Genomic DNA, 9,284 nt, shown 5'->3' with positions numbered 1-9,284 from the left:
CTTCGTGCTTGCGAATGAGAACTCTCATCACGATCTCGTCGATCAGGTTGTCCGCACCGAGAATGGTCACCGCGCGGACCTTGTCGGCGGGCTGCCCGAACCGGTCGACCCGGCCTTCGCGCTGCTCGTGACGGGTCGGGTTCCAGGCCAGGTCGTAGTGGACCACCGCTTGGAAGGCGTCCTGCAGATTGACGCCTTCGGACAGGCAGTCGGTGGCCACGAGAACGTGCCGGCCCTCGACGCCGCGCAGTTCGTCGATCCGGTCTTCACGCTCGCTCGGCGGAAGAGTACCGGTGACGCAGCCGACCGTCGCTGTCGCCCCGAGCCGCTCGCGCAGGTGAGCGGCGACGTATTCGGCGGTGTCGATGAACCGGCAGAAGACGATCGGGTCGAAGCCGTCGGCGAGCAGACTTTCCACGACGTCACCGATCTTGGCGAGTTTGGCGTCTCGCATGCCCGCGAGGGCGTCGGCGGCCTTGGCGAAGCGGAGCAGCCGGGCCCGCTCGCTCTGGTCGGATTTGTCAAGGTCATCGGCACCGGGGACCACGTCGATCGACTCGGCCGCCTCGTCATCGTCGGTATCGAGCACGGTGGATCGGCCGATCCGGTCTGCTTCCTCCGGGGTTTCGCTCTCCATGCCCTTGGCCCGGGTCCGCAGCGTCGCGGAGGCCGCCTTGGGTGAGGAGGCGAGGGCCCGCATCAGCGCCAGTATCGACCAGTACCGGACACGCTGCCGCAGTTGGCCATCCGAGGCATCCCGGACGGTCTCCCGCGCATAGGCCAGGACCTGGCGGAGAAGCATGCGGTAATCGTCGCTCAGGTAGTAGCGCTCCTCGCGCGTCTCCCGGGCGGAGGGGAATCTGGTGTCCTCGTTCAGGTAGCCCTTGATGTCACCGCGGCGGCGCTGAACCATGTGCCGGGCGAGGCGTTCCCGGTCCTTGACGTCGTCGAAATCAAGCCCGGCCAGGTCGGGATCGAGCAGCCCGATGAGGTTGCGGAACCCTTCCTCCTTGCCGCTGTGCGGGGTCGCGGTGACCAGCAGCAGATGCTGTTCCCGCTTCTTCGCGAGCTCACGGATCAGGTTGTAGCGCTGGGTCCGCCCGCCCGTGGACGTGCCGTCCGCGACGCAGGTGTGCGCCTCGTCCACGATCACCAGGTCGCGGCAGGAGGTGATGAACTCCTTCATCCGGTGGGGAGCCTTGATGAAGTCGGTGGAGACCACGGTGTGCTTGTAGTAGTGGAAGATGGACTGGTCGTCGCCGATCAGGTTCTTCTGGAGCCGCTTGACCGTGCTCGGAAGCACCAGCTCGGCGTCGATCCGGAACTTGTTACGCAACTCGTCTTGCCATTGTTCGGCCAGTGCCGGGCTGCACAGCACGGTCAGGCCCGTCGCGCTGCCCTGAGCGAGCAGTTCGGCGGCGATCAGGGACGCCTCGATGGTCTTGCCGATGCCGACGTCGTCGGCGATCAGAAGCCGTACGGTCTCTTGGCGCAGTGCCATCAGCAACGGCACAAGCTGGTAGGGCCGAGGTTCGACGGCGAGCCCCGCCATGGACCGGAACGGCCCGGCCGTTGCCCGGAAGCCGATGCGCAGAGCGGTGCGCAGCAGCCCCGCCCTGGCGGAGTTACCCGCATCATCCGGCCGCGGCGAGGCAAAGGCCGCCTGTTCGACGGGTTCGATCCCGGTCAGGATCGCCGCTATCTCGTCATCCCCGCCACCGAGCGGCCGGACGATGAGAAAGTCGTCAGTGGAGCCGGAAAGGACCACCCAGTCACGATTGCGAGCGCTGACTAGCGAACCGGGGGTGAAGACAGCGGTCAATGCGGCTCCCTACGGCTGTTCCCGAACACGCTCGGATACTTTTTGACGATCTGCGAGTAGTCCCCACGGTACGGAACACGTACGACGCTCCAGCCACGATCCCGGAGTTCCTCTTCAGCGTCCTCATCTCGGCCGGGGACGCTGCCGTTGTCCGGTCCGTCAATGAAGACGGCGACCTGTCCCGGGTAGACCATGTCCGGGGTGGCCACACCGAGGTCGGCTGACAGTTGCTCAGGTGCGCGATATTCCCACTCCTCCAGCCAGCACACGAAGGCGTGAACCGGGTCGTTGGGCTCCGCGTCAAAGCGCACCGGCTCCCAGATGTCCTGCGGCGAGGAAGCGGGCGGCTCCGGCACGTCGGCCATGGACAGTTTTAGAAGCAGGTCTCGGGCGAGATGCCGATCGATCATCTCATGGTAGGGCTGATTACTGAACGAAAGCAGGCAGTCGTAGCATGCCTTAGCACACCGCTCGCCGTTAACGGTGCCCCCGGTGTCCTCCCCGGTGACGACATCGAAGTGAGCGATCTCCAAGGCTTTCCGTGCCGCCCGGGCGAGAGCATCGGTCTCCATGACCAGGCGGCGCAGCACACCCGCGCCGCCCTCGGAACTCTCAATGAACAAGGCCCGGCCGTGATCCGCCTCATCGGGAAGGAGTTCACTGGCGAGCTCGCTGTCCTCCAGTTGGAACTCGGCCTCAATACCACGCTCCAGGGCGTACATGAAGCTGATCGCGGCCTCGTCGCTCGCCGCCCTGGTCATCCTGGAGACAAGGATGTTTCTGCGGTCCTCGACGTATGGGATGACCTGTTGCTTGGTCTGCACCAGCGACGCGTCGTCACGATGGTTGAGTTCCGGTGTGAGGGCGTCCTTCTCCGACAGCCAGCGACCCGTCTGTGTATTGATCCAGAAACCGGCACTGGTGTGGCGCCTGCGGCCCATATTGGTGACTCGCACCGTTGCCGAGTCTCCGTAGGAGAGCACCAAGACCGCTGTGCCGTTTCGCGCCGCTTCCGCATCTAGGCGACCAGGTCGCACTCCGTGGTCGTTGAAGCGGTAGGAGGTCACCAGATCGTAGCCGGCCCGGCGGCGCTCCTCCTCGTCGGAGGAGATCCGGTCTCGGCGGACCGTTTTGACCGTCTGCAGTCGCAGCAGGCGGTTCATCGTCTTGCCGAGCCGTCCCCCGCACGACTCGCACATGTCAATGCCGACCACTGCGTCGTGCAGATAGCCGCAGTACTCACAGCGGCGGGCCGACCGGGTGTCCAGGCCGCCGCCGCCCTGCTCGGTGGGCGCGAGTTGGACCTCCTTGACCTGGTACCGGGCCCCTTCGTGGTAGATGAGGGCGTCGGGGCCGAACTCGCGTATGGCGATGAACCGAGGCCGGTGAATGAACTCCACCTCGGTGCTCTTGCCATTGCGTGCCGCGATGTAGGCCCGCAGCGGCAGCCTCGGGAAGGAGTAGCCGGGCAGAAACCCTTCAGACGCCAGATAGCGGTAGGAGTAGAAGTCGGTCTGGAAGTCTTCGGAGTCCTCACTGCGGAGCAGCTTCAGTTGATTCTCCGCCTCGCGGCGCCGGCTGATCGCCGCTTCGCGGACGCTCTTCTTCGTTGAGAGGTCGCCGATGATTCGGTGCTGCTCTTCCCGTTCGGCCTGGGCCGTTCGATAAAGCTCGCGCCAACGCTCAAAGGCGTTGTCGAACTCTTTGGGAGCATCCTGAGCCGCGCGGTCGATCCAATCGTCATGCCACCATGATGTGATCTTCAGCTCGTTGTTGAGCTCGGACAACACCATGCGCGCCCGCTCGGCCGCGCGCAACTGCGCTTGCCGAGCGGCAGCGGCTGTGGCGACCGTGGCCCGCAGTGGGAAGCCGGGCCGGTCCATGTCCAGGATCCCGGCGATCGAGCTGTCGAGCGGCAGACCAATCTCCGCGAGCCAGATCGCATTGACGTGGGAACTGATCAGGTCTTCATTGGTGAGGTCCAGCCGCGGGGCAGCTACTGAACCGGCCACCATCTGATCCCTGTTCCGGAAGTAGTACTGGTCGTGCGCATAGCCGGACGAGCAATAGGTGACTACCAGGGCGGGCTGTCCCGATCGGCCGGCGCGCCCGGCCCGCTGTGCGTAGTTGGCTGGGGTCGGCGGCACGTTGCGCATCGCCACGGCGTTGAGGCTGACGATGTCGATCCCCAGTTCCATGGTCGGAGAGCAGTACAACACCTGTAGGTCCCCGCTCCGGAACTGCTCTTCGCGCTGTGCACGGACCTCGTTATGGACTTGAGCCGTGTGTTCACGTCCCTGGAGTCCTGCCAGATTCGCGGCCTTCTCCCGGTACAAACGCTGGAAGAACGGATTGATCCGCGGCTTTCTCTCCACAGCGACCTGTTTTCTGATCCGGTCTTCAGCGCCGGACTCGCCGTCGCCCAGACGCCAAAGGATCGCGGATGCCTTGAGCCGGTACCCGCCCCGCTCGTCGGCGAGCAGGCCGCACCGTTCAGAGACGGCCAGCATGTCACGGATCATGGCGTGGGCATCGTCCCTGGTGAGCCCATGGTGCTCCCGGTGCAGGTACTTGCCGTAGGCGCCGAAGCCGGTCAGGTGCAGGTCTTTGGTGGAGCGCAGCCCGCCATGACCTCCGGCGCGCGGGTAAGCGACCGCTGCATAAACGACGTTCTCCGTTTGTTCCATGGCCCATGGATGATTGAGGTAGTGTCGACTTTCCTCCTTGAGCTGGGCGAAGCCTGGCTCGGTCAAGCAGTCGGCGTCGATCGCCAGTACCCTGCGCAACTCGTCCAGCAGGGTCCGCAACAGGTCCTCGCGGGCCTTTGCCGGATCGTCGCGGAGCGCGTAGTGTGTTCCGTCCCAAAGATCCTGGGCAGCTGCTATCTCTGGTAGGTCCAGGTAGTCCACTTTGAGCAGACCGGTCTGCTCCAGGTTCGGCATGGTGATGCGCCAGCCACGCTCAAGGTCGAGATAGAGCCGGTAGTTGATCAGATTCCGGAGCGCCTTCCACGTATTGCGCTCCGCGGTGAATCTGGCCTCGGGCTTCTGCGCAAAGTCGGTCAGTTGGAGGTTGAGCGCGTCCGTTACCTTCTGGGCGATGACTTCATGGGTCAGGCCGTCCGGGGCAGCGCTGAGCGCTCGGTAGAGTGCGCCGCGGAGCTGAACGACCTGGACGAAATCATTGAAATGCCCGGCTTGCAGGCTTGCGTCTTGACGATTGTCAGTGAAGGCCAGCAACTTGGTTTCGGGCTTGCTCACCGCCGTGTCCTCGCGGAGGCTACGGACCACCGTGGAACTGATCACGCTGGTTGCTGAGCTCCGGCCCTCGACTGATAGTGACCCCAGCTTGGCGAAGTCGCTGCCGCGAACCTGCTCATAGGACGTACGGCAGGCCAGGCAAAAGGTGAACGGGGCAGGGATGTAGGCCGCCTGTGTGCCTTCCTCGGCGATGTGACCGTTTGCCGCGACGGTCACGACACTGGGAAGGTACTTCCGCTTGTTCGCGGTCACGCCCGGAGAACCGTCGCTCCGCGTCTCCAACCACGACTCGGGAACCCGCTGATCTTCGATCGCCGTCTCGACACCGTCCGGCCAGGGCAAGTCCGTCGAAATATAGAGGTAACCGTCGCTCTCCTTGCCACTCGCGTCGCTGTCCCGGCGCGAGGCGAAACGCTCGTCCACTTTCCGGACGGTCAAATACTCCTGACCGCACTCACGACAGAACGAGGCCGGGATCAGGATGTGATCCTCTCTTCCGGTTTCGGGGACGACCGTCTGGTAGCGACTGGTGATGTATCGATCTTCTTCAGATTCGATGCTGAGGTAGAGGTCGTCTCCCTTGGAAAGGAACTGGTGCAGCCGGAAGGCGAAGACCGGCCGCTGCGTCCGGGGATGGGCGATCGATGCGCCCAGCTTGAGCATGTCCTGGATCGCTGTCGTGCAATCGTCTGAGTTGCGGCCGACGAGCTTGGAAAGCTCATTGGCGGCTTCCGGCACCGTGCGTGGCCGCGGTGGGCGGATCAGCTTCCCGGTTTCCGGGTCGGCCACGATTCCGAACTGGGACTCTACCCAGGCGGCGAGAGGGCTCGCGATGAAGGCTTCATATGAGCGTGCGGGAAGGTTGAGGTCGGCCACCGCCGCAGGGTCGGCGGCCGTGGCACGCTCCAGCGTTTCTCCAATGACGTGTGCGCGAGAGACCGGGACCCCGAAGAGACGGCTGGCGGTTTCTGCGACCTTCGCTTTCCGCGATCGTTCGCTGCCCTCCGTGGTCATCGTCGCGGAGGTGCCGACGCACTGGATCTGATCTGCCTCACACGCGTCACGGACCCGCCGGACGAGCATCGCGACGTCCGCCCCCTGGCGTCCGCGGTAGGTATGAAGTTCGTCGAGGACGAGCCAGTGTAGTCCGCGCGCAGCGGTGATGAGGCTGTCCCGCTCGTCAGGGCGGGTGAGGACCAGGTCGAGCATCACGTAGTTGGTGAGCAGAATGTCCGGTGGATCCGCCAAGATCGACCGGCGATCCTGCCCTCTGTCCTGACCGGTGTACCTGTTGAAGGTCACCGGCTCATGCCCCGGCGGGTATCCCTCCTGGAGAAATTTACCGAGCTCATGCACCTGACTGTTGGCCAGGGCGTTCATCGGGTAGACGATGATGGCCTTCACGCCGGGCTGATAGGTCCCGCTCGCCTTCTGTCGGAGCACCCAGTCCACGATCGGGACGATGTAGCTCAGACTCTTCCCCGAGCCTGTGCCGGTCGTCAGCACATAACTTGCACCGCTCTGGGCGATCTCAACGGCCTCTCGCTGGTGCCGGTGAAGATTGAGCACCTGTCCATCGGACTCAGCCGTCTTGCCCACGCAGAAGATCTGCTCACACTCGGGTAGCAGACGGCGCTGTCGAACCAGCTCGCTGATCGAACCGCCTGACTCGAAGTTCGGGTTCAGGGAGAGGTAGGGGTCGGGCCACTGATCTCCGGCGGCGAGACGATCTCGAACATGCTCCCTGATTCGCTCATCCGCGATCTCGGTGAACCCAGATGTGAACGCAGCATAGTCGGCGATCAACTGCTCGTGAACCTTGAAGACGTCCATCCCGCCCGTATTCTTCGATCTTCGAAGCTCGTGGAAGGAGCAGCCTATCGGCCGATCGGGCCGTAAAGTAACGGCTCCTGGCCCTCGGCCTTCCCTATTATCACGATCCGTCGCGGAAAGTTACAGGCACACGAGCGAGCGGTCTCCCCGACGATCGGGCCCGGGCTCGACGTTGCCCCGCTGCGCCCCCAGCGCGAGCGTGGAGACGGCCGACGAGCACCATGCGGCTTGATCATCCGGCTGGCAATGAGATGCCAGTGCCGGTCGTTCGTAGCGAAACCTGTCACGCGACTCACCCACCTGTGCGATTTGCGGCCGCTGCTCCTGAAACGGGAATGAAGATTTGTCTATCGTGAAGGAACAGGGAGGGCAGGGTGGAACGTGGGCTGGCGTGAGGAAATAGCCACAGCGCTGGACGAATGGATCGCTGCTGAGGGAGGAACGGGCGGTAAGCCGCGCTGGCGGCGGCTCGGTCGCGCGATCCGCACCGGCGACGGGCTCTACATCGTGGATGTCCGGGGCACGGAACCGAACCCCGATCGGCTTGACGCTTTACGGCTGGCGGGCGCGGAGCAGGGGAGCATCAGCCAGGGCTTTCCGGTCATGGACGTCTCACAGAGCGAATCCACGCTCACCGTACGAGTGGCCGAGTTCGCCGACCCGGCCGACCCGCACCTGTGGTCGATGCAGCAGCCGCCCACGTTCCTGGTGGACGCGCTCAAGGAGGGCCTCGCCTCGCTCGGCAGCGCACCGCTCGGTGACATGCTGGCCCACCGGAAGCCCGGCGGCGAGCTCTCACGGACCCGGCCGCCGGCAGGGTTGTTCCCACCGCAGGAGACGGCCTACCAAGCGTGTCTCGGTACCGGAGTGTGGCTGGTCTGGGGCCCGCCGGGCACGGGCAAGACCATGGTGCTGAAGAAGGCGATCGGCGACCTGATCGCCGCGGGCAAGCGGGTCCTGCTCGTCTCGGCCACCAACATCGCAGTGGACAACGCTCTGCTGGGTGTGCTGGACGAGCGCCGCCACCCGCATGGGGCGATCGTACGAGTCGGCCCGCCGCAGTTGCGCAAGGTCGCCGAGAACGCGGACGTCTCTCTGCCCCTCCTGGTACGCGCTCGGCTCACGGCGACCGACGACAAGCGCCGCGATCTGTCGGCGCGGCTGGTGGTGATACGGAACCGGCTGCGCCGGCTTGGCGAGCTGGCCACGGCGCTGGCGGGATTCGACGCCGCTCGCTTCGCTCAGGACGAGATCTTCTTGGGAGCGCCCCAGCATCGACCGCAGCGCTGTGAAGCAGCCGTGGCCCTCCACCGGACGCGGCTCGACTCGCTCACCGATGCCCTCGCCGCGGCCAAGGGGAAACGGGACGAGGCGAGCGCCGCTCACGCCGCCATGGATCCCGACCGCCGCCTGTGGGCTCAGGTGGACGAACTGGGCGCGGAGGCCGCCCGCGTCGATCAGGCCGCGACCCAGGCCGAGGCGGCGGCCCTGGAGGCGGCGCTCGCGACCGCCGAGGCGCAACGCCTGATGAACGACCTGGAGGCGCGCAGCGGGTTGGCCCGGCTACGCGCCAAACGTCCTCTCGCCGCCGCGCGGCAGAGTCACGACGCCGCCATGGAACGGGAACTCCACCTTGCGGAACGCGCGGCATCCGCCCGAGATGTGGCCGACCGGCGCCGCGCCGATCTGGTCCGCCAGGCCGAAGTCCTCGCCGACAGCGCAACGCACAGCCGCGCCGAACTCCAAGAGGCGGAGCACCGTTTCACGACTGCTTCCGGTGAAGAGCGCCGCCTGACGGACATGCACCGAACCGAGACCGCGGCCCTGCGCCGCGCCGAAGAGCTGGCAGAACGCGTACGGCAGGCCCAGGCCAGGGTCGCGGAGGCGCAGCGCCACGGCTGGCCCGCGATGCACGCTGAAGCCGAGAAGCTGCGCCCGCACGCCGACCGGGACGCCGCCGAGGCCAAGACGCTGGAGAAGCGCTACCGGGAGGTTCAGGAGGAGTACGAACGGCTCGAGCGGGACGCGCAGGGCGAGATTATCGATAGCGCGCTGCTGGTCGCGACCACATTGGCGCGTTTCCGCAGCAACCGGCGGGTCTTCGCGGGTTCCTACGACGTGGTCCTGATCGACGAGGCCAGTGCCGCCACCCTGCCGGAGGTACTGCTCGCCGTCGCCCGCGCGCAGACGGCGGCCGTGCTGTTCGGCGACTTCATGCAATTGGGCGCGGTGATCCCGCCTAAGTGCGTGTTTGAGAAGATCGTTTAGAGCTCAAGGGCAGATGTAGCGGGGTTGGCGTCGTGCGGGTCCGCCCCGGGTGAGGCGGCGGGCCATCCCCGCGATGGCGGCCCAGCGGATCAGCGCCTCGG

General features: G+C 65.5%; 3 protein-coding genes. 1 reads left to right on the top strand and 2 read right to left on the bottom strand.

Going from position 1 to position 9,284, the window contains the following annotated elements; all coding sequences use genetic code 11:
• Both C1I98_RS04185 and C1I98_RS04180 read right to left on the bottom strand, forming a co-directional pair.
• Window positions 1-1,822 (bottom strand): helicase-related protein (locus C1I98_RS04185; protein ID WP_146607276.1); only part of this gene is annotated, 1,822 nt, incomplete at its 3' end.
• On the bottom strand, window positions 1,819-6,915 hold the full coding sequence (locus tag C1I98_RS04180; RefSeq protein ID WP_111165737.1) for a DEAD/DEAH box helicase: 5,097 nt from the start codon (window positions 6,913-6,915) through the stop codon (window positions 1,819-1,821). The genes C1I98_RS04180 and C1I98_RS04185, both read right to left, overlap by 4 nt.
• A gap of 381 nt (window positions 6,916-7,296) precedes the next feature.
• On the opposite strand from C1I98_RS04180, the gene C1I98_RS04175 reads away from it, so the two are divergent.
• Entirely contained in the window at window positions 7,297-9,183 is a 1,887-nt protein-coding gene (locus C1I98_RS04175; protein WP_146607275.1) for an AAA domain-containing protein, read from the top strand.
• Window positions 9,184-9,284: the final 101 nt, after the last annotated feature.

This window comes from Spongiactinospora gelatinilytica (genome assembly GCF_003236385.1).
Classification (GTDB): domain Bacteria; phylum Actinomycetota; class Actinomycetes; order Streptosporangiales; family Streptosporangiaceae; genus Spongiactinospora; species Spongiactinospora gelatinilytica.
Note: the sequence above shows the minus strand (reverse complement) of the source record. Positions and strands in the feature narration are given on the sequence as shown.

What these genes read in the sequence shown, in the direction of transcription:
- C1I98_RS04180 (WP_111165737.1), bottom strand. Translation starts at nt 6,915, where the DNA reads ATGGACGTCTTCAAGGTTCACGAGCAGTTGATCGCCGACTATGCTGCG.